This is a genomic window from Stutzerimonas stutzeri, assembly GCF_019090095.1.
Taxonomy (GTDB): Bacteria; Pseudomonadota; Gammaproteobacteria; order Pseudomonadales; family Pseudomonadaceae; genus Stutzerimonas; species Stutzerimonas stutzeri_AN.
The window spans coordinates 1,285,410-1,303,552 of sequence record NZ_JAGQFP010000001.1 but is presented as its reverse complement, the minus strand read 5'-3'; the positions used below and the strand labels follow the sequence as shown (position 1 = coordinate 1,303,552).

Genomic DNA, 18,143 nt, shown 5'->3' with positions numbered 1-18,143 from the left:
ATGAAAAGACTGTTGATGTTGCTGCCACTGGCGATCTTTCTGGTCGTCGCGGTGTTTCTCTATCGGGGCTTGTTCCTGGATCCGACCGAGCTGCCCTCGGCGCTGATCGGCAAGCCGCTGCCGTCCTTCTCGTTGCCCTCGGTGGAAGACCCCCAACGCCTGATAACCGCCGACGACATCAAGGGCAAGCCGGCCCTGGTCAACGTCTGGGCAACCTGGTGCGTCGCCTGCAAGGTCGAGCACCCGGTGCTCAATCAACTGGCCAAGCAGGGCGTGGTCATCTACGGCGTCAACTACAAGGACGACAACGCCGCGGCGCAGAAATGGCTGCGCGAGTTCCATGATCCCTACCAGCTGAATATCAGTGACGCGCAGGGCACCCTGGGCCTGGACCTGGGCGTGTATGGCGCGCCGGAAACCTTCATCGTCGACAAGCAGGGCATCATTCGCCACAAGTACGTCGGCGTGATCGACGAACGCGTGTGGCGTGAGCAGATCGCCGCCCTGTATCAGGAGTTGGTTGAAGAATGAAGCTGCTGATTCGCGGGATGCTGCTGGCGCTGTGCCTGGTAGGCGGGGCGCAGGCGGCGATCGATGCCTATGAATTCAATACCGACGCCGAGCGTGAACGCTACCGTACCCTGGTGGAAGAGCTGCGCTGCCCGAAGTGTCAGAACCAGAATATCGCCGACTCCAACGCGCCCATCGCGACGGACCTGCGTCGGGAGATCTATCGCATGGTCGAGGAAGGCCAGAGCAACGAGCAGATCGTCGACTACCTGGTGGCACGCTACGGCGATTTCGTGCGCTACAAGCCGCCGGTCAATGCCAAGACCCTCGTCCTCTGGTATGGCCCCTATGCGCTGCTCGTGCTCGGCTTGGGCGTGCTGGTATTCATTCTGATGCGGCGCCGGCGAGCGGCCAGCGATCCATCGTCGAAGACTCTTTCAGAGGCCGAACGCGAGCGCCTCGCCACGTTGCTGGATAAAAAACAACCATGATCGATTTCTGGATAGGTGCGGGCCTGCTGTTGCTGGTCGCCCTGGCGTTCCTGCTGTTGCCGTTGATGAGAGGCCGCCATTCACAAGCGGAAGAGGATCGGACCGCGCTCAACGTCGCGCTTTATCAAGAGCGGCTCGCCGAGCTGGCTGGCCAGCAGGCGGCCGGTACGCTCAGCGCTGAACAGTTCGAAGCGGGGCGGGCGGACGCGGCGCGCGAACTGTTGGACGATACCGAGGGCAGCGATGTCCATCGTCGTAGCAACCTGGGCCGAGCCATACCGCTGGTTGTGGCGATCCTCATGCCATTGCTGGGCTACGCGCTCTACCTGCATTGGGGCGCGAGTGACAAGGTTCAGCTGACGCGGGAGTTCGCCAACCAACCTCACTCCATCGAAGAAATGGTCGGGCGTCTGGAGCGGGCGGTGAAGGCCCAACCCGATTCCTCCGAGGCCTGGTATTTCCTGGCGCGCGCCTACATGCGCGAGGATCGTCCAGCCGATGCGGCGACCGCTTACGAGCAGTTGATCAAGCTCGCGGGTCGCCAGCCGGATTTGCTGGGGCAGTGGGCGCAGGCGCTTTATTTCGCCGAGAACCGCCAGTGGTCGCCGAAGATGCAGGCCTTGACCGACGAGGCTCTGCAGGGCGATCCGCACGAGGTGACCAGCCTCGGTTTGTTGGGCATCGCTGCTTTCGAGGAACAGCGTTTCGACGAGGCGATAGGCTTCTGGGAGCGGCTGGTGGCGACCCTGCCGGCCGAAGATCCTTCACGGGCCGCCATCGAAGGCGGTATCGCCCGGGCTCGCGAACAGCTTGGCGAGCCGGCGACCGCGAGCGTCGAGAAGCCGACCGGCGAGGCAGCACCTCCCACAGGTTCCGGATTGGCCGTCGAGGTGCGACTGGATGCGGCCTTGACCGACAAGGTGCGCTCCACTGACACGGTCTTCGTGTTCGCACGGGCGGTATCCGGCCCGCCGATGCCGCTGGCGGTCAAGCGCCTGACGGTGGCCGACCTGCCCGCGACCGTCAATTTGAGCGATGCCGATGCAATGACCCCGCAGCTTCGCTTGTCCAACTTCGAACAGGTCAAGTTGGTCGCCCGCATCTCGCGCGATGGAAACGCTACCCAAGGACAATGGCAGGGTAGCAGTGGCCCGCTGGCGCCGACCGCGGAAGGCGTGGCCAAACTGACCATCGATCAACCCGCAGCGCCCTGACCGCAGGGCTCAGAGGCAGAGCAATGGCAAGCGATTCGGTATCGTCAGCGGCTTTTCGGCTGTCCAGGCTCGCGAGCGTAACGACCCTCGCATTGTTGCTGGGCGCCTGCGCCGGCAATCCCTACCAGACGTCGGAACCGAGCCGTCGGCCGAGCCCGCCGGCGTCGGTCCCGCGTGAGCCGGTCGTCACACCGCCACCGGTGCGTACACCGCCGGCGCCACGCCCGCCAGCCACGCAGAAAAGCCATCCGCGCTACGCGCCACCGCCTCAAGGCGCGGCGCACTGGGATAACCGCCTGGGCGTCTATGTCGTGGAAGGGCGCGACCTGTTCTACCGCGAACGGCTGTACTACCGCTGGGATGGCGATTGGTATTGCTCCGGTCGTCCGGATGGCCCCTGGGAACCGGTTGCGCCGCCCAGCGTGCCGACCGGACTGCGCGGCCTGCATTGATCCTGCCGAGCACCGGCGACCCCACGCCTCGTGTTAAAGGCGCGTCGCCGGCTGCCGATAACGGTTTCAGAGCCGACGAGCGTGCCGGCGTACCCATCGTCATCAGTCATCCGGAGCGAGTCCATGAGTGCAGCAGTCAAACGTCTTGAGGAAACCGGCATCGCGTTGCGTGACGCCTTGGCCCATCAAGACTGGACCGCCATCAGCGTTCTGGATCTGCAATGCCGGCAGGCGGTCGAAGCCGCGGTGGCCGAGTCCGATGAGAACGAGTCCGCTGTTCGTCAGGGCCTGCAGGAGCTGGTGGGCCTTTATCGTGAACTGGTTTCCACCTGCCAGACCGAGCAGCAGCGTATTGCCGATGAGCTGCGCCAGCTCAACCAGTCCCGGCAGGGCGCCAACGTCTACCAGCTGTTCGGCTGACCGCGAGCAGGTCAGCAACGCTGCGATGGCCCGCTGCCCGATATTCCTGGGCAGGGAATGTGGCATGTTTATGGCGCAACGATTTATCGCGCAACGATAAATGTCGCGCCGCGGTGGGTCCTCCGTGCCTGCCGTTTAATTTCCTGTTCTGTATCAATACTTAGGTAGGTTCTCCCTATTTTTGTCGGTGAATCACGTCATAAATTTGACTCAAGTCGTTTTTTTTAATTAACTACTGACTATCTGCCGACGATGTAGCCGTTTCTACGAGACGTGCGCAGGCTTCCTTCCAGCCTCTAGAGCTATAAACAAGATGTGGCGTGAAACCAAGATTTTGTTGATAGATGACGATCGAGACCGTCGCCGCGACCTGGCGGTCATCCTCAATTTTCTCAGTGAGGATCATCTGGCCTGCGCCAGCGATGAGTGGCAGGACGTCGTCGGGGCGCTGGAGTCGAGCCGCAGTGTGCTCGGTGTAATGCTTGGCGATGTGTCGACCAAGGGCGGCGCGGTGGAGCTGCTCAAGCAGGTCAGCAAGTGGGACGAGAATCTGCCACTCATGCTGATCGGCGAGCCCGTGCCGGCGGATTGGCCTGACGAAATCCGTCGCCGCGTGTTGACCAGCCTGGAGATGCCGCCGAGCTATAACAAGCTGCTCGATTCGCTGCACCGCGCCCAGGTCTACCGGGAGATGAACGACCAGGCCAAGGCCCGCGGCCGGCAGCGCGAACCCAATCTCTTTCGCAGCCTCGTCGGCACCAGCCGTGCGGTACAACACGTTCGGCAGATGATGCAGCAGGTAGCCGACACCGAAGCGAGCGTGTTGATCCTCGGGGAGTCGGGTACGGGCAAGGAAGTCGTTGCGCGCAACCTTCACTATCATTCCAAACGCCGTGGCGGGCCGTTCGTTCCGGTCAACTGCGGCGCGATTCCTGCCGAGCTGTTGGAAAGCGAACTGTTCGGTCATGAGAAAGGCGCCTTCACGGGCGCCATCACGTCCCGAGCCGGTCGTTTCGAGCTGGCCGAGGGTGGCACGCTGTTCCTCGACGAGATCGGTGACATGCCGCTGCCGATGCAGGTGAAGCTGCTACGGGTGCTGCAGGAGCGCACGTTCGAGCGCGTGGGCAGCAACCGAACGCAGAACGCCGACGTGCGCATCATCGCGGCGACCCACAAGGATCTGGAAAAGATGATCGTCGACGGAAGCTTCCGCGAAGATCTGTACTACCGCCTGAATGTGTTTCCGATCGAAATGGCGCCGCTGCGCGAGCGTATCGAAGACATTCCGCTGCTGATGAACGAACTCATCTCGCGCATGGAGCACGAAAAGCGCGGCTCGATTCGCTTCAACTCCGCCGCGATCATGTCGCTGTGCCGTCACGACTGGCCCGGTAACGTCCGTGAGCTGGCCAACCTGGTCGAGCGTATGGCGATCATGCATCCCTACGGCGTCATCGGCGTGATGGAGCTGCCGAAGAAATTCCGCCATGTCGATGACGATGACGAGCAGTACGCCATCGGAATGCACGATGAGATGGAAGAGCGCGCCGCGATCAATGCGCCCATCGTTTCCGCGGACGCGCATGCGATGCTGCCCGCCGAGGGCCTCGATCTGAAGGACTACCTGGGCAACCTCGAACAAGGGCTCATCCAGCAGGCGCTCGATGATGCCAACGGCGTTGTAGCGCGTGCCGCCGAGCGCCTCCGCATCCGACGCACCACGCTGGTGGAGAAGATGCGAAAGTACGGCATGAACCGTCGCGACGACGATCTCGACGAGTGAATACCCGCCACGCAGCCGATCGGCTGCGTGGCACCCTCCTGGAAAATCGCCAGGCATGATCCTTGCTGGATGAGCTGCACCGACCATCTTTTGACGGATAGTGCAGTGACTTCAGCGTCCGCTTCATCAGCGTTGACTCCGCCCCCTGGCGAATCGCCTACCGAGCTTGAACATTCGCTCGAGCTGATTGCGCGCGTTTCCGGCCGCCTGGGTGAGTCTCAACAGCTGTTACAGGCACGTGTCGCCGAGCTGAAAGGGCAGTTGGCCGAAACCAGCGCCAAGGAGCTGCAGGCGTTCGACGAAAAAGAGCGCCTGGCCAGACGCCTACAGAGCCTGTTGGATCTGCTGCCCGGCGGCGTCGTCGTCATCGACGGTCAGGGCGTGATTCGTGAAGCCAACCCGGTGGCGTTGGAACTCCTTGGCGCGCCGCTCGAAGGTGCGCTTTGGCGCGAGGTGATCGCTCGCAGCTTCGCGCCGCGCAGAGACGATGGTCACGAAATATCGCTGAAGGACGGGCGCCGCCTGTCCATCGCCACGCGCTCGCTCAATGGCGAGCCAGGCCAGCTGGTACTGCTGACGGATCTGACCGAGACCCGCCGGCTGCAGGAGCAACTGGCGCGTCATGAGCGCTTGTCCGCGCTCGGTCGGATGGTGGCTTCGCTGGCCCACCAGATCCGCACACCGCTTTCCACTGCGCTGCTTTATGCCAGCCATCTGGAGCAGGGCGGGTTATCGGCTGAACACCAGCAACGCTTCGCCGGGCGGTTGAAGGACCGTCTGAACGAACTGGAGCATCAGGTCCGCGACATGCTCGTGTTCGCGCGCGGCGACCTGCCACTGGAGGATCGCCTGGCCCCTGCCGACTTGATGGACGCCTTGCATGCCGCGGCAGCCGTTCGGCTGGATGGCGTTGCGGTCCGTTGGCAGTGCGATGCCGGCGACGGTTCGCTGCTGTGCAACCGCGACACCTTGGTCGGGGCGTTGCTCAATCTGATCGAGAACGCGCTCCAGGCTGCGACCGACGCGCCTCGGCTGAAGGTGCATCTGTATGCGCGGGCGTCATGGCTGTATGTCAGCGTCAGTGACAGCGGGGCTGGGATGGATGCCGCGACCCTGATGCGACTCGGTGAGCCGTTCTTCACGACCCGTGCCACCGGCACTGGGCTGGGCCTGGCTGTCGTCAAATCGGTGGCGCGCGCTCATTCGGGCGCGCTCAGCCTGCGCTCCAAGCCCGGCCGGGGCACCCGTGCCTTGTTGCAGCTGCCGCTGCTGCCGACGGCTGTGGCGTCCATTTCGGAGTAGATCCATGACCGCAACGATTCTGTTGGTCGAAGACGACCGCGCTTTGCGAGAGGCTCTGGGCGACACGCTCGAGCTCGGCGGCTATCGCTACCTGGCGGTGGACAGCGCAGAAGCTGCACTGCTGGCGCTGAACAAACAAGACTTCGGCCTCGTCGTCAGCGACGTCAACATGCCGGGTATGGACGGCCATGCGCTGCAGGTACTGGTCCGCCAGCGTTATCCGCAGGTGCCTGTTTTGCTAATGACCGCATACGGCGCGGTGGAGCGGGCAGTAGAGGCAATGCGCCAGGGGGCGGTGGATTATCTGGTCAAGCCGTTCGAACCGAAGGTCCTGCTCGAGTTGGTCGCCCGGCATGCTTGCGGGCAGCTTGGTGCAGCGGATGCCGAGGGGCCGGTGGCGGTCGAGCCGGCGAGCCGCCAGTTGCTCGCGCTGGCGGCGCGGGTCGCGCAGAGTGACTCGACCGTGCTGGTTTCCGGTGAATCAGGCACCGGTAAAGAGGTGCTGGCCCGCTACATCCACCAGCAATCCAGCCGCGCCAACAAACCATTCATCGCTATCAATTGCGCAGCGATCCCGGACAACATGCTCGAGGCGACGCTGTTCGGCCACGAGAAAGGCGCCTTCACCGGCGCCATCGCGATGCAGCCGGGTAAGTTCGAGCTGGCCGAAGGCGGGACGCTGCTGCTTGATGAAATATCCGAGATGCCATTGGCACTGCAAGCCAAACTGCTGCGCGTGCTACAGGAGCGCGAGGTCGAGCGCGTCGGGGGACGCAAACCGATAGCGCTGGATATTCGCATCCTTGCCACCACCAATCGAGATCTGGCTGAGGAGGTGCGCAGCGGGCGCTTTCGAGAGGACCTCTTCTACCGCCTTTCGGTCTTTCCGCTTGCCTGGCCGCCGCTGCGTGAGCGACGGGCGGATATCGTGCCGCTTGCCGAGCGGCTGTTGCGCAATCATGCGGGCAAGATGCGCCAAACCGGCGTGCGCCTCAGTGACGAGGCGTGCCAGTGCCTCATCGAACATGCTTGGCCCGGCAACGTACGCGAGTTGGATAACGCCATTCAACGGGCGCTGATCCTGCAGCAAGGCGGCGCGATCATGCCAGCCGATCTTTGCCTGACCGCTGCGGTCGGCGCCACGCTCGGTAGCGTATCGAGCCCTGCGGTGCCGGTAGTCCGCTTGCCCATGTCGCCTCCTGCGCAGACCGAGGCGGCCGGCGCCCTTGGCGACGACCTTCGTCGCCGAGAGTTCGAACTGATCCTCGATACGCTGCGCAGCGAGCGCGGGCGGCGCAAGGAGACTGCCGATCGACTGGGCATCAGCGCGCGCACCCTGCGTTACAAGCTGGCGCAGATGCGTGACGCTGGCGTAGACACCGAATCGGCTCTGCGCCGGGCCTGAATCGAGCGCTGCAACGCGGCTCTGATAAGCTACCGTCATCAGCGCTGACGAGGGTGTAGGTGTGGACGAAGGCTTCTGGCAACGACGTTGGGCACGCAACGAAATCGGTTTCCATCTGAACGAGGTCAACCCTTATCTACGCCGTCACTGGCCGGATCTGCGGCTGGCCGATGGCGTTCGGGTGCTGGTGCCGCTATGCGGCAAGAGTCTCGATATGGCGTGGCTGGCCCAACAAGGCCATGCGGTGCTAGGGGTGGAATTGAGCGAGCGCGCCGTGGAGGATTTCTTCCGTGAGCACGACCTCGGCGCCGAGGTCAGCGTGGAGGGCGACTTTCGGGTCTATCGTGCCGGGACGCTGGAGATCCGTTGTGGTGATTTCTTCGCGCTCAGCGCAGACGACGTTTCCGATTGCCAGGCGGTCTACGACCGCGCTGCGCTGATTGCGCTCCCGGAGGCCATGCGTAGGCGCTATGTCGAGCACCTTGGAAACATCCTGCCGTCGAACTGCCGAGGCCTTCTGATTACGTTGGATTACTCGCAGGAACAGATGTCGGGTCCGCCGTTCGCCGTGAGCGATGCGGAGGTCCAGCAAGCGTTGGGTAGGCGTTGGCGAGTCGAGTTGCTGGAACGGGCGAACGTGCTCGACGAACGCAACTGGAAGTTTCTACAGCGTGGGCTGACGCGTTTGGAAGAGAGCTGCTATCGACTTGAAGCGCATCTAGCGCGCTGATGACGCCAGCGAGAAGCGTTGAGCGCGTTGACGGGCGCGGAGCAACGGCGCCCAGGACATCCCAAGTGAGACCTCAATAAAAAGGGCGGCCGATGCCGCCCTTGTCTCGATCCGTTGATCAGCCGCGCTGACGCAGGGCTTCGATACGGTCTTCCAGCGACGGATGGGTCATCAGCAACCCGGCCAGGCCGTTGCGCAGGGCGCCGTTGATGCTGAATGCCTTGAGGCTGTCGGGCATATCGACCGGAACGCCCTGTTCCGCCTGCAGGCGCTGGAGCGCCCCGATCATGGCACGAGTACCCGCCAGCTGCGCACCAGCCTCGTCGGCGCGGAATTCACGTTTACGCGAGAACCACATGACGATGATGCTGGCGAGGATGCCCAGCACCAGCTCGGCAAAGATGGTTGCGATGAAGTAGCCAATGCCGTGGCCGTCCTCGTTCTTCAGGATGGCGCGGTCGACGAAGCTGCCGAAGATCCGCGCGAAGAACATGACGAAGGTGTTCACCACGCCTTGGATCAGGGCAAGCGTCACCATGTCGCCGTTGGACACGTGGCCGATTTCATGAGCGAGGACCGCCTTGACTTCATCCGGCGAAAAACGCTCGAGCAAGCCCTGGCTGACCGCTACCAGTGCGTCGTTCTTGTTCCAGCCGGTCGCGAACGCGTTGGCTTCGTAGGCGGGGAAGATTCCGACTTCGGGCATCTTGATCCCGGCTTCGCGGGACAGCTGCTCGACCGTTTGCAGCAGCCACTGCTCATGGCGCGTGCGGGGCTGGCTGATGATCTCGGTCCGCGTGCTCATCTTCGCCATCCACTTGGAGATGAACAGCGAGACCAGCGCGCCGGCGAAGCCAAAGACGGCACAGAACGCCAGCAGGCTGCCGTAGTTCTGACCGGTGTAACGATCCACTCCGAGCAGCTTCAGGGTGATGCTGGCAACGACCAATACAGCCAGGTTAGTGGCCAGGAACAAGAAAATGCGCATCATATTTGCGGCAAACTCCAAGAGGAACAGTAAAGAACGATAGGCTATATAAGGTGCGGGTCGGCGCTATTCAACCGGGCGACTATTTCAAGCTATGTCGCCTGCCGTGTCGGCGCGCTCAGACGCGGCCGGGCGATGGCTGGCTCAAGAGGTGGCGTGTCAGCTGCGCGAGGCGCTCGCCATGCCCTTCGCGCAATGCCTGGCGTAGCTGATAGGCCAGGCTCGACTGTACGCGGCGTACGCTGGCGGGCAGGCTGTCGTGGTCGTTGGCGGGCTCGGAGAGGCTGCTGGTCAAGCGCAGAAAGGCCTTCTCGGTCAGCGTCGCCTGGTCGATGGCGAGAAACTGGATGGTGCTTTCGAAGCGCAGATAGCCCTCATCGGCCAGCCATATCAGCGCGCCCAGGCAGCTCTGATGGCGTGTGCTGGGCAGGCCGAACTCGTCTGGCTCTTCATGGCCAATCAGATCGTCGACGTAAAGCGTGATCTTGCGCGGGAACGCCTGATAGAGCATCAGCAGGCCGGCGGCGGCGTCGTGGTAGAAGTCGTCGACCTGCAGATCCATCGATGCTTACTGGCTATAGGTCTTCAGGAAGCCGCCGATGCGGCCGATCGCCTGCTCGAGGTCGTCGACGCGGGGCAGGGTGACGACCCGGAAGTGGTCCGGCCAGGGCCAGTTGAAGGCGGTGCCCTGGACGATCAGCAGCTTTTCCGACAGCAGCAGATCGAGCACGAACTTTTCGTCGTTGTGGATCGGGCAGACCTTGGGGTCGATCCGCGGGAAGGCATAGAGCGCACCCATCGGCTTGACGCAGCTGACCCCGGGGATGTCGTTGAGCAGTTCCCAGGTGCGGTTGCGTTGTTCGAGCAGACGGCCCGGCGGCAGTACCAGGTCGTTGATGCTCTGATAGCCGCCCAGGGCGGTCTGAATCGCGTGTTGTGACGGCACGTTGGCACACAGCCGCATGTTGGCCAGGATGTCGATGCCTTCGATATAGCTTTGCGCCTTGTGCTTCGGGCCGGTGATGACCACCCAGCCGGAACGGAAGCCGGCAACGCGGTAGGACTTCGACAGGCCGTTGAAGGTCAGGCAGAGCACGTCTGGTGCCAGCGAGGCGGTGCAGACATGGACGGCGTCGTCGTAGAGGATCTTGTCGTAGATCTCGTCGGAGAACAGCACCAGCTTGTGCTGGCGCGCCAGCTCGACCATGCCTTCGAGCACTTCGCGTGGATACACGGCACCGGTCGGGTTGTTCGGGTTGATCAGCACCAGTGCCTTGGTATTCGGCGTGATCTTGGCCTTGATGTCGGCCAGGTCCGGCCACCAGTTGGCTTGCTCGTCGCACAGGTAATGCACCGGCTTGCCGCCAGCAAGGCTTACTGCGGCTGTCCACAACGGATAATCCGGGGCGGGGATCAGCACTTCGTCGCCGTTGTTGAGCAGTGCCTGCATCGACATCACGATCAGCTCGGAGACGCCGTTGCCGAGGTAGATATCCTCAATGGTCACGCCGTCCACCTGCTTTTGCTGGTAGTACTGCATGATCGCCTTACGCGCGCTGAACAGGCCTTTCGAATCGCTGTAGCCCTGCGCGGTCGGCAGATTGCGGATCACGTCCTGCAAGATTTCTTCAGGGGCTTCGAAACCGAACGGCGCCGGATTGCCGATGTTCAGCTTGAGGATGCGATGGCCTTCCTCTTCCAGGCGTTTGGCGTGCTTGAGCACTGGCCCACGGATGTCGTAGCAGACATTGGCGAGCTTGTTCGATTTGCTGACCTGCATGATCCTGAATGTCCCGAAGTGAAGACGCGCCCGGCTCTTGATGGCTGGCGTCGTTTGGCATGAACCCGGGCGCCTTGGCAGCCGGAAACCCCGCTGCCAGACTAGGCGTCTAAGAGCAACGCATCATACGTGCGGCCCGATCCTCGGAAAAGGTACAGATCCGCCTTATTTAAGAGCGGCTCTGTTTCCGCTTTCGCTCGCGGCCACGCCCGCCAGGCCCTCGGGTTGCGGCGAAACGGGAACAGACCCTTAGGAGGTTACCGATGGACAAGCTTGAAAAACCGCTCGAGGCCTGGCGTGAAGAACTCTCCGACGAGCAATTCCAAATCTGCCGACTCGGCGCGACCGAACGTCCGTTCACTGGCAAATACAACGAGACCAAGGCTCCGGGCATCTATCACTGCGCCTGCTGTGACGCGCCATTGTTCGATTCGGACGCCAAGTTCGATTCCGGCTGCGGTTGGCCGAGCTACTTTCAGCCGGTCAGCGACACCGCCATCCGCAGCCTCGATGACTTCAGCCACGGCATGCACCGTATCGAGGTCAAATGTGCTCGCTGCGATGCCCATCTGGGGCATGTCTTTCCGGACGGCCCGGCGCCCACCGGCCTGCGCTACTGCATCAACTCGGTATCGCTCAATCACAAGCCGCGCGAGGCCTGAACGGCCATCGCAACGCATCATCAGGTGCCGCCATGCGCGATCCACTGCTTGAAATTCCCTGCACCACCATCGATGGGCAGCAGACGACGCTGGCCGATTTCAATGCCAAGGCGATGCTCGTGGTCAATACGGCCAGCAAGTGCGGTTTCACGCCTCAGTACAAGGGGTTGGAAGCGCTTTGGACGCGCTATCGTGAGCAAGGGCTCGTAGTGCTGGGCTTTCCCTGCGACCAGTTCGGCCACCAGGAGCCGGGCGACGAGGAGCAGATCGCTGCCTTTTGCGAGCGCAACTTCGGTGTCAGCTTTCCGCTGTTCGCCAAGGTGCTGGTCAATGGCGGCGACGCCCATCCCTTGTTCGCAGCCCTGAAGAAGCGTGCGCCTGGCTTGCTCGGCAGCAAGGCCATCAAGTGGAACTTCACCAAGTTTCTGATTGCCGATGAAGGCCGGACAGTGGAGCGCTTCTCCTCGCGTACGCCGCCGGAAGCGTTGGCGTCGCGCATCGAGGCGCGGCTGTGATTGCCCCGCTGTGCCGTGCCTGAGTGGCGCGGCAGCTTTTACTGCATTTTTTTGTCTGGAGTCGCTTCAATGGATGTCGAGCTGAAAGCTTTTTTGCAGCGTGCTGAGGCGCTGATGACGCGTCTGGAGCCGTTGCTGCCGGCGCCGAGAGCGCCGATCGACTGGGCCGCCAGTCTCGCCGCGCGCTGGCACCGCGAAGGGCAGGGTGGTTATCTGCAGCCACTGAGCGTCTCGCTCGATCTGAAGCTGGCCGATCTGATCGGCATCGACCGCCAACGGGAGCTGCTATCGAACAATACCCGTCAGTTCGTTTCAGGATTGCCCGCCAATCACGTCCTGCTCTGGGGCGCGCGTGGCACGGGTAAATCCTCGCTGATTCGCGCGCTCTTGGCCGAGCACGCTTCTGCGGGGCTGCGTCTGATTGAAATCGAGCGCGATCATCTGGCGGATCTGCCGAAGGTCGTCGATCAGCTTTCCGGGCAGCCGCAGCATTTCGTCGTGTTCTGCGACGACCTTTCGTTCGAGGCCGGCGAAGGCGATTACCGCGTGCTGAAAAGCGTTCTGGACGGTTCTCTGGAGCGCGCGCCGGAAAACGTGCTGCTGTACGCCACCTCTAATCGGCGACATCTCGTGCCCGAGCGGCAGAGCGATAACGAAAACTGGCAGATGATCGATGGCGAACTGCACCCCAACGAAGCGGTGGAAGACAAGATTGCGCTGTCGGATCGCTTTGGCCTGTGGCTGTCGTTCTACCCCTTCAGTCAGGAGCATTACCTGAACGTAGTGCAGCATTGGGTCGGCTCGCTGGCCGAGCAGGCCGGGCTGAGCTGGAAGTGGGATGACGCGCTGGAGAAGGATGCGATCCGCTGGGCGACGGCTCGCGGCAATCGCAACGGCCGCTGCGCCTATCAATTTGCCCGGCAGTGGGTGGGCATTCAACTGCTCTGAGGTGCGCCAGGGACGCCCTTGGCAGGACCGTCGTGTTCGACCGCCGCCCGCGTTCGCCGCGGGGGCGCCTTCTGCACAGCGGCTTCGTGCCTTTGGACGTTTGTAGGCGGCCTGGCTCTTCGGGTCAGACTCCTGCGCCTCGCTCGGCCGTTACCTACGCTCGCTGCGCCTCCGACAACAGAGGCGTGGCGCGGCTTTGAACGCTATGTAGGAGGCCCGACCTCGGGCCGAAGCTTTTGATCGTTTTGGCTTTTCAGGGCCAGGCTTCAGGTTCCTACCACGGCGAGACCTCAGCTGGACTGGCTCGCTTGTTTACCCATTTCGATGAGTTTAGCAGTGGTCCGCTGTTCGCTGGGCAGCACACTTTGCAGCGATGGCCGCTCTTTCATTCTCGCGAAGTGCGCAGCCAGCGCCGGCCAACGGTCCGCGTCGAGCCGTTCGCCGCCGTGCTCCATGTTGATCAGTTGGCAGGTGAAGGCGATGTCGGCCATCGACAGCCGGTCGCCCACGAAGAACGGCTTCTCGCCGAGCTGGCGTTCCAGGTAGTCGAAGTGAGGCGGAAGCTTCTGGGTCAGCGCACTCTGCACGCTCTCTTCGTTGCACGGATGGCCAGAACTCGGTTTCAGCACCCGGTTGCGGAAAATGCCGAACGTCGTCAGCGGGGCGAGTTCGTAGTCGGCGTATTTTTCCAGCCAGCGGATTTGCGCACGTTCCACTGGGTTGCTTCCATACAGCGGAGCGGTCTGCGCGTAGGTCTCTTCGAGGTATTGGCAGATCACGCTCGAGTCGGCCAGGCAGAGGTCACCATCTTTCATCGCCGGAATGCGCCCCAGCGGATTGAGCTGCAGATACCACTCGGGAGGCGTAAAAGGCATGACGATTTCGAGTTGATAGTCCAAGCCTTTTTCCAGCAAGCACAGGCGCACCTTGCGAACGAAGGGCGAGAGCGGGGCGCCGAATACAGTCAGTGACATCGAGTTTCTCCACGCGGGCACGGTGACGGCGAAAAGGGGCGGGGAGGCCAGCATCGATCACCTGCGCCAGGCGCGGCAGACGTCCATGGTTCGGCTACTGGTTCCGCAGCGCCCGTTTCAGCCTAGTAGATGTTGTTTTTCTTCCAGTCGTCTTCGCTTTCCATGCTTTTCAAACCTTCGGCCAGCTCGCTGGGCTCGTCAAGCTTGGGTTGCTGTTGCGTCTGCTCGAGCTTGTTGGCATGGGCGTAGTGCGCTTCGAGCGGCTTCAATAGGGCTTGGTAGTCGGCCGGGTTTGGCTGTTTGCGAATATGCTGAATGCCGCGTTCGAAGGCGAGGCGTGCCTTGTGCGCACTGCCTTGTTGCAACGCCTGTTGACCTACGTTGGTGAAGTATTCGACATGCAGCATGACCATCATGCGCTGAATCTGCTGCAGCCAGCGCTTGGCCGCCGGGGTGTCGAGCTGCTGTTGCTTGTTGGCCCATACGATCTGCGCGTGCAGATCCTCGAGCAACAAACGAACCTCCTTGGCCTGCGCCTCGGTGGTCACCTTGACCGGCGGATTCGGAACAGGGATGTCGTCGCCCTTCGCTACAGCGCTGCGCAGCGCATCGATTCGGGTGCTGAGCGTCGCGTTCTTCTTGTCCAGCGGCAGCAGCTGTTCAGCCAGGTGCAATTCCAGACGCGTCAGCAGCGACTTGAGCGGCGGCGTCATCATCTGGCCTGGCATGTGGTCGGACAGATTGGCGCAACGCCGCATACGGTCGCTCAGTTCGGCGCGTAAGCGTGCCTTCTCCAGGTTGTTCTTCTCTACGATCTGGTTGATCACGCCAATCGCTATCAATATGAACAGGCCAGCAATGACCAATCCTGTAATCAGAACCGGGGACACGGGGCGCACCTCTCTAACCGACGGTTGTGTGCCGAGTGTAGAGCGTTGGATGGCAAGCTGATAGCTCGGCACTACCCACCGGATCGGTGCCGAAAAAATTTTCACATGACGCTTGACGGCCCTGGGTAGGCTCCATAGAATGCGCGCCACTTGCAGCGAGAAGCACATCGCAGACGCTGGAAGCCGGAATGAAAGCTGAAGTTTCCGGGCTGCGTCCCCTTCGTCTAGTGGCCTAGGACACCGCCCTTTCACGGCGGTAACAGGGGTTCGAGTCCCCTAGGGGACGCCATTATTGCGTCAAGTCAAGCGGGAATAGCTCAGTTGGTAGAGCACGACCTTGCCAAGGTCGGGGTCGCGAGTTCGAGTCTCGTTTCCCGCTCCAAATTTGCTTCAAGCCTCATCGAAGGTGACGAAGCGCAGAAAAGCGACCCAAGGGTCGCTTTTTTTGTTTCTGCGTTCTGCCCCCCTCGGCATTCGCCCTCTCTACTCATCCTGTTGCTGGTGCGCGCCGCATGTCGCGAAGCGCAGGGCTGCTGGGCGCGCGCTTCGAAATCTCCCCGCCGTATCGCTGACGCCGCCACGCGCGGCGCGCGCTCAGTCAAACTCGGCGAGTGGCTTATGGTCATATCCGTAAGACGCTCGAAGCGCCTTGGCGGACTGATGTCTGCCAGTCGCTCGCAGCTCGATCGCTCGTACGTCTCCCTAGGTTACGGCAGGCGATAACCATTATTTCGGGGCCTCATTCATGGCAAGCACTCAAAGCGCCGCAGCGACGCTACGCGCGGCATGGATCGCGCACGCTCAGGCAAATCCCATCGTCACGCTTGGCCTGATAGGTACAGTGCTGGTGGTCGTTTCGTTGTCGATCGCGAGTGGCTACAACGCATTCCAGAACGGCAACGAGAGCAATGTCCGCTACGCCTTGCTCGGCGGTAGCGCAGGTTTCGCCGCCACGGCGTTGGGTGCGCTGATGGCGGTCGTGCTGAACAACATTTCCACGCGGACCCAGGACAGCATGCTGGGCTTTGCGGCCGGCATGATGCTCGCGGCCAGTTCGTTCTCGCTGATTCTCCCGGGGCTGGCCGCGGCCCGTGAGTTGTTCGACAGCGGCGTGCTGGCGGCATTGACCGTCGTGGCTGGCCTCGGAATCGGTGTGCTGCTGATGCTCGGGCTGGACTATTTCACGCCGCACGCGCACGAGAGCGCCGGCGCGTTCGGGCCGAACCACCAGCGCATGAGCCGGGTCTGGCTATTCGTGTTCGCCATCGTTCTGCACAACGTTCCGGAGGGCATGGCCATCGGCGTGAGTTTCGCCAACGGCGACCTGAACGTCGGCCTGCCGCTTACGACAGCAATTGCCATACAGGATATTCCCGAAGGGCTGGCCATCGCGTTGGCTTTGCGAACCACCGGGCTCTCCGCCGGGCGATCGATTGTGGTCGCTGCGGCGTCCGGCTTGATGGAGCCGCTCGGTGCTCTGGTCGGGCTGGGCATTTCCAGCGGTCTGGCCGTTGCTTACCCGATCAGTCTCGGATTGGCCGCCGGCGCGATGATCTTCGTGGTTTCGCACGAGGTGATTCCCGAAACCCACCGCAACGGCCATCAGACGCCCGCGACGGTCGGGTTGATGGGCGGTTTCGCGGTCATGATGTTTCTCGATACCGCGTTGGGCTAGGCGCCTTGCGTCAGCTTGACGGTTGCTCGAATGAGCTGTGTGCGTAGTCACCAGGCCGACACGCTTGGTGGCGACCTGGGCGAGGGCAGTGGTCTGCTATAGCTGCTCGAGCAGCCGCCGTGCGGCTTCCTGGCCGCTGAGCCAGGCGCCTTCGACGCGCCCCGAGAGGCACCAGTCCCCGCAGGCATACAGACCGAGATGGGTGTCGGCGAGCGCACCCCATTCATGGGACTGGGTCGGGCGCGCGTAGAGCCAACGATGTGCGAGGGTGAATTCCGGCGCGGGCACCACGCAGTCGATCAGCTCGGCAAAGGCCCCGAGCAACCGCTCGACCACCAGCTCGCGGGACAGGTCCAGATGCTGCCGGCTCCATGCACTGCTCGCATGCAGGACCCAGGTGTCCAGCGAGCCCTCGCGCCCTGGCTTGCTGCGGTGGCGTGCCAGCCAGTCCAGCGCATCGTCCTGAACGAAACAGGCCTCGAGCTGGGTGTCCAGCGGTGTCGGAAACCCCAAGGCCACGGACCAGGTGGGCTCCATGGCCACGCTGGCGGCCACGGCGGCCAGCTTCGGTGCCGAGGCCAGCAGGGCGCTGGCCTGGGGCGCCGGGATTGCAATGATCACCTGGCTGTAAGGCCCGTGGTTGTTGCCTTCGGCATCGACCAGCGTCCAGTACTCCTCCCCTCGAAACGCCTCGGTGACACGGCACGACAGCTTGGCTGGCAGCTCGCCGAGCAGCCCGGCGGCGATCGCGCTCATACGGGGCACGCCGACCCAGCGCACTTGCTCGTCCGCCGAAGGCGACAGTTGGCCGCCGTGGGACTGGTAGAGATTGGGTGACCATTCGCCAACCCAGCCAGCGCTTTGCCATTGCCGCACGGCCTCGGTAAAGCGCCGGTCACGTGCGGTGAAATACTGGGTGCCAAGGTCAAGGTGGCCGGCGTCGCTGCGCTTGCTGGACATACGTCCACCGAGGCCGCGGCTCTTGTCGAACAGCTGCACGGATTGTCCGGCCGCATGCAGAGCCTGCGCCGCGGAGAGTCCTGCAATGCCGGTGCCGACGATGGCAATGGGAGCTTTGCTCATGCTTACCTCTTTCGATAGCGCCGCCAGACTCCGCTGCGCGACAACTGCGCTGGTTCGTTCGGTCCTGGTGCCGCGTTCCGGAGGAAAACGGCCGTGCTTTTGCACTCCCTTATCCTCAAACAGACCGTAGGTTTTGCATAGGGGTTCGGGTCGATAGAAGACGTAAGGCGACGTTATTTCAGCCAGGCTGACGGGCGGTGAGGTCGCCCCGTATGATCCTCTCGATCGGAGAGAGGCGTGCGCTGGCGGCCATCGCTGGGGGCAGGGTGTGGTATGGGGCGTGGGCCGCGCCTCGACTGCACATGAAATCGAAACAAGCGG

General features: G+C 62.6%; 19 protein-coding genes and 2 tRNA genes. 15 read left to right on the top strand and 6 right to left on the bottom strand.

Annotation, left to right across the window (positions count from 1 at the left end; all coding sequences use genetic code 11):
• The 9 genes from KVO92_RS05590 (at position 1) to KVO92_RS05550 (ending at position 8,307) form a co-directional block, all read left to right on the top strand.
• A complete protein-coding gene (locus KVO92_RS05590; protein ID WP_217474634.1) occupies positions 1-531 on the top strand; it encodes a DsbE family thiol:disulfide interchange protein in 531 nt (176 codons plus the stop codon).
• Complete coding sequence (locus KVO92_RS05585; protein ID WP_217474633.1) at positions 528-1,001, top strand: cytochrome c-type biogenesis protein; 474 nt, start codon at positions 528-530, stop codon at positions 999-1,001. Before KVO92_RS05590 ends, KVO92_RS05585 begins: the two co-directional genes overlap by 4 nt.
• Positions 998-2,215 carry a c-type cytochrome biogenesis protein CcmI gene (gene ccmI, locus KVO92_RS05580; RefSeq protein ID WP_217474632.1) on the top strand — a complete coding sequence of 406 codons (1,218 nt, stop codon included), beginning with the start codon at positions 998-1,000 and terminating at the stop codon, positions 2,213-2,215. Before KVO92_RS05585 ends, ccmI begins: the two co-directional genes overlap by 4 nt.
• A gap of 23 nt (positions 2,216-2,238) precedes the next feature.
• A complete protein-coding gene (locus KVO92_RS05575) occupies positions 2,239-2,667 on the top strand; it encodes a hypothetical protein (RefSeq protein WP_217474631.1) in 429 nt (142 codons plus the stop codon).
• Between the two features lie 123 nt (positions 2,668-2,790).
• Positions 2,791-3,087, top strand: coding sequence for a flagellar protein FliT (gene fliT / locus KVO92_RS05570; RefSeq protein WP_217474630.1), 297 nt, complete (start codon positions 2,791-2,793; stop codon positions 3,085-3,087).
• A 313-nt stretch (positions 3,088-3,400) separates the two neighbouring features.
• Positions 3,401-4,870, top strand: a complete 1,470-nt coding sequence (locus KVO92_RS05565; protein WP_217474629.1) for a sigma-54 dependent transcriptional regulator — start codon at positions 3,401-3,403, stop codon at positions 4,868-4,870.
• 69 nt (positions 4,871-4,939) lie between these two features.
• Positions 4,940-6,172, top strand: coding sequence for an ATP-binding protein (locus KVO92_RS05560; protein WP_217474628.1), 1,233 nt, complete (start codon positions 4,940-4,942; stop codon positions 6,170-6,172).
• Positions 6,173-6,176: 4 nt separating this feature from the next.
• The gene (locus KVO92_RS05555) at positions 6,177-7,577 is read left to right on the top strand and encodes a sigma-54-dependent transcriptional regulator (RefSeq protein WP_212619890.1); all 1,401 of its coding nucleotides are present in this window, start codon (positions 6,177-6,179) and stop codon (positions 7,575-7,577) included.
• Positions 7,578-7,638: 61 nt separating this feature from the next.
• The gene (locus KVO92_RS05550) at positions 7,639-8,307 is read left to right on the top strand and encodes a thiopurine S-methyltransferase (protein ID WP_217474627.1); all 669 of its coding nucleotides are present in this window, start codon (positions 7,639-7,641) and stop codon (positions 8,305-8,307) included.
• A gap of 118 nt (positions 8,308-8,425) precedes the next feature.
• Here KVO92_RS05550 and htpX read toward each other — a convergent pair whose 3' ends face one another.
• The 3 genes from htpX to KVO92_RS05535 form a co-directional block, all read right to left on the bottom strand.
• On the bottom strand, positions 8,426-9,298 hold the full coding sequence (gene htpX / locus KVO92_RS05545) for a protease HtpX (protein WP_212619892.1): 873 nt from the start codon (positions 9,296-9,298) through the stop codon (positions 8,426-8,428).
• Between the two features lie 115 nt (positions 9,299-9,413).
• On the bottom strand, positions 9,414-9,857 hold the full coding sequence (locus tag KVO92_RS05540; protein ID WP_217474626.1) for a hypothetical protein: 444 nt from the start codon (positions 9,855-9,857) through the stop codon (positions 9,414-9,416).
• 6 nt (positions 9,858-9,863) lie between these two features.
• Positions 9,864-11,075 (bottom strand): pyridoxal phosphate-dependent aminotransferase, encoded by a 1,212-nt coding sequence (locus KVO92_RS05535; protein ID WP_212619894.1) that lies wholly within the window; start codon positions 11,073-11,075, stop codon positions 9,864-9,866.
• 263 nt (positions 11,076-11,338) lie between these two features.
• On the opposite strand from KVO92_RS05535, the gene msrB reads away from it, so the two are divergent.
• From msrB to KVO92_RS05520, 3 genes are all read left to right on the top strand, one after another.
• Positions 11,339-11,737: a peptide-methionine (R)-S-oxide reductase MsrB gene (msrB, locus tag KVO92_RS05530; RefSeq protein ID WP_212619895.1), complete on the top strand. Its 399-nt coding sequence runs from the start codon at positions 11,339-11,341 to the stop codon at positions 11,735-11,737.
• Positions 11,738-11,769: 32 nt separating this feature from the next.
• On the top strand, positions 11,770-12,252 hold the full coding sequence (locus tag KVO92_RS05525; protein ID WP_217474625.1) for a glutathione peroxidase: 483 nt from the start codon (positions 11,770-11,772) through the stop codon (positions 12,250-12,252).
• Positions 12,253-12,321: 69 nt separating this feature from the next.
• On the top strand, positions 12,322-13,200 hold the full coding sequence (locus tag KVO92_RS05520; RefSeq protein WP_217474624.1) for an ATP-binding protein: 879 nt from the start codon (positions 12,322-12,324) through the stop codon (positions 13,198-13,200).
• Positions 13,201-13,490: 290 nt separating this feature from the next.
• Here KVO92_RS05520 and KVO92_RS05515 read toward each other — a convergent pair whose 3' ends face one another.
• Together KVO92_RS05515 and KVO92_RS05510 are read right to left on the bottom strand one after the other, a co-directional pair.
• On the bottom strand, positions 13,491-14,174 hold the full coding sequence (locus KVO92_RS05515; RefSeq protein WP_217475434.1) for a glutathione S-transferase family protein: 684 nt from the start codon (positions 14,172-14,174) through the stop codon (positions 13,491-13,493).
• Between the two features lie 122 nt (positions 14,175-14,296).
• Complete coding sequence (locus KVO92_RS05510) at positions 14,297-15,064, bottom strand: hypothetical protein (protein WP_217474623.1); 768 nt, start codon at positions 15,062-15,064, stop codon at positions 14,297-14,299.
• A 213-nt stretch (positions 15,065-15,277) separates the two neighbouring features.
• Here KVO92_RS05510 and KVO92_RS05505 point away from each other — a divergent pair.
• The 3 genes from KVO92_RS05505 to KVO92_RS05495 all read left to right on the top strand — a co-directional run bounded on the left by KVO92_RS05505 (position 15,278) and on the right by KVO92_RS05495 (position 16,739).
• A tRNA-Glu gene (locus tag KVO92_RS05505) sits at positions 15,278-15,353 on the top strand.
• Positions 15,354-15,370: 17 nt separating this feature from the next.
• Positions 15,371-15,446: transfer RNA gene (locus KVO92_RS05500), tRNA-Gly, on the top strand.
• 363 nt (positions 15,447-15,809) lie between these two features.
• A complete protein-coding gene (locus tag KVO92_RS05495) occupies positions 15,810-16,739 on the top strand; it encodes a ZIP family metal transporter (protein WP_217474622.1) in 930 nt (309 codons plus the stop codon).
• 96 nt (positions 16,740-16,835) lie between these two features.
• Here KVO92_RS05495 and KVO92_RS05490 read toward each other — a convergent pair whose 3' ends face one another.
• Positions 16,836-17,822: an NAD(P)/FAD-dependent oxidoreductase gene (locus KVO92_RS05490; RefSeq protein ID WP_217474621.1), complete on the bottom strand. Its 987-nt coding sequence runs from the start codon at positions 17,820-17,822 to the stop codon at positions 16,836-16,838.
• Between the last annotated feature and the right edge of the window lie 321 nt (positions 17,823-18,143).

Bases quoted from the DNA above. Each gene is read 5' to 3' on its own strand.
- KVO92_RS05495 (WP_217474622.1), top strand. From the start codon at position 15,810: ATGGCAAGCACTCAAAGCGCCGCAGCGACGCTACGCGCGGCATGGATC.
- fliT (WP_217474630.1), top strand. From the start codon at position 2,791: ATGAGTGCAGCAGTCAAACGTCTTGAGGAAACCGGCATCGCGTTGCGT.
- KVO92_RS05585 (WP_217474633.1), top strand. From the start codon at position 528: ATGAAGCTGCTGATTCGCGGGATGCTGCTGGCGCTGTGCCTGGTAGGC.
- KVO92_RS05575 (WP_217474631.1), top strand. From the start codon at position 2,239: ATGGCAAGCGATTCGGTATCGTCAGCGGCTTTTCGGCTGTCCAGGCTC.
- KVO92_RS05565 (WP_217474629.1), top strand. From the start codon at position 3,401: ATGTGGCGTGAAACCAAGATTTTGTTGATAGATGACGATCGAGACCGT.
- KVO92_RS05590 (WP_217474634.1), top strand. From the start codon at position 1: ATGAAAAGACTGTTGATGTTGCTGCCACTGGCGATCTTTCTGGTCGTC.
- KVO92_RS05560 (WP_217474628.1), top strand. From the start codon at position 4,940: ATGAGCTGCACCGACCATCTTTTGACGGATAGTGCAGTGACTTCAGCG.
- ccmI (WP_217474632.1), top strand. From the start codon at position 998: ATGATCGATTTCTGGATAGGTGCGGGCCTGCTGTTGCTGGTCGCCCTG.
- KVO92_RS05555 (WP_212619890.1), top strand. From the start codon at position 6,177: ATGACCGCAACGATTCTGTTGGTCGAAGACGACCGCGCTTTGCGAGAG.
- KVO92_RS05540 (WP_217474626.1), bottom strand. From the start codon at position 9,857: ATGGATCTGCAGGTCGACGACTTCTACCACGACGCCGCCGCCGGCCTG.
- KVO92_RS05525 (WP_217474625.1), top strand. From the start codon at position 11,770: ATGCGCGATCCACTGCTTGAAATTCCCTGCACCACCATCGATGGGCAG.
- KVO92_RS05490 (WP_217474621.1), bottom strand. From the start codon at position 17,822: ATGAGCAAAGCTCCCATTGCCATCGTCGGCACCGGCATTGCAGGACTC.
- KVO92_RS05520 (WP_217474624.1), top strand. From the start codon at position 12,322: ATGGATGTCGAGCTGAAAGCTTTTTTGCAGCGTGCTGAGGCGCTGATG.
- KVO92_RS05535 (WP_212619894.1), bottom strand. From the start codon at position 11,075: ATGCAGGTCAGCAAATCGAACAAGCTCGCCAATGTCTGCTACGACATC.
- msrB (WP_212619895.1), top strand. From the start codon at position 11,339: ATGGACAAGCTTGAAAAACCGCTCGAGGCCTGGCGTGAAGAACTCTCC.
- KVO92_RS05515 (WP_217475434.1), bottom strand. From the start codon at position 14,174: ATGTCACTGACTGTATTCGGCGCCCCGCTCTCGCCCTTCGTTCGCAAG.
- htpX (WP_212619892.1), bottom strand. From the start codon at position 9,298: ATGATGCGCATTTTCTTGTTCCTGGCCACTAACCTGGCTGTATTGGTC.